Genomic DNA, 513 nt, shown 5'->3' with positions numbered 1-513 from the left:
GCGGACGGTTTCCAGGTAGTCGGCCGGGGCGAAGCGCGTGATGAACATGTCCGGCACGCCCAGCGGGAACGCGATAGCTTCGCCTTCCGGGATGAACGGATTTTCGCCGATGCCGCCCGGCAGCTCCTCGAAGGTCACGCCCGCGAAGTTGAATCCCTGGCGCATGTCATCACGCAGGGCGGCGCCGTCCTGCCAGCGCGAATAGGCGTCCTTCACCTGCTTGTGCTCGGTCAGATCGTCGAAGAAGCTGGCGCTGCAGAAGACATGGATGCCGCGGTGCGGCACCCCGCCCAGCTTGGCTTCGATCTCGCGCTTGATCGCCAGCACCTTCGCACGCACGCGGGTATCAGCAGTACCGAGCTGGAGGCCGAGCACGGTCTGCTCAACGCCGAATTCCTCGTACAGATCGACAATGGTCGAGCCGTCGGCATCCAGCACCTCGCCGCGCAGGGCCCCGATGCGGTGGTACTCGATGGTGTAGTCCAGGTCGCGCTTGTGAACGGCCTGCAGGGA

The 513-nt window shown here is 65.1% G+C and carries 1 protein-coding gene; it reads right to left on the bottom strand.

The window, feature by feature from the left end; all coding sequences use genetic code 11:
- Positions 1-513 (bottom strand): major capsid protein (locus tag CXG43_RS01340; RefSeq protein WP_198551370.1); only part of this gene is annotated, 513 nt, incomplete at both ends.

It is taken from the genome of Stenotrophomonas sp. Bg11-02, from assembly GCF_002836635.1.
Lineage (GTDB): Bacteria > Pseudomonadota > Gammaproteobacteria > Xanthomonadales > Xanthomonadaceae > Stenotrophomonas > Stenotrophomonas lacuserhaii.
The sequence above is the reverse complement of the archived record's forward strand: the minus strand, read 5'-3'. Positions and strand labels throughout refer to the sequence as shown.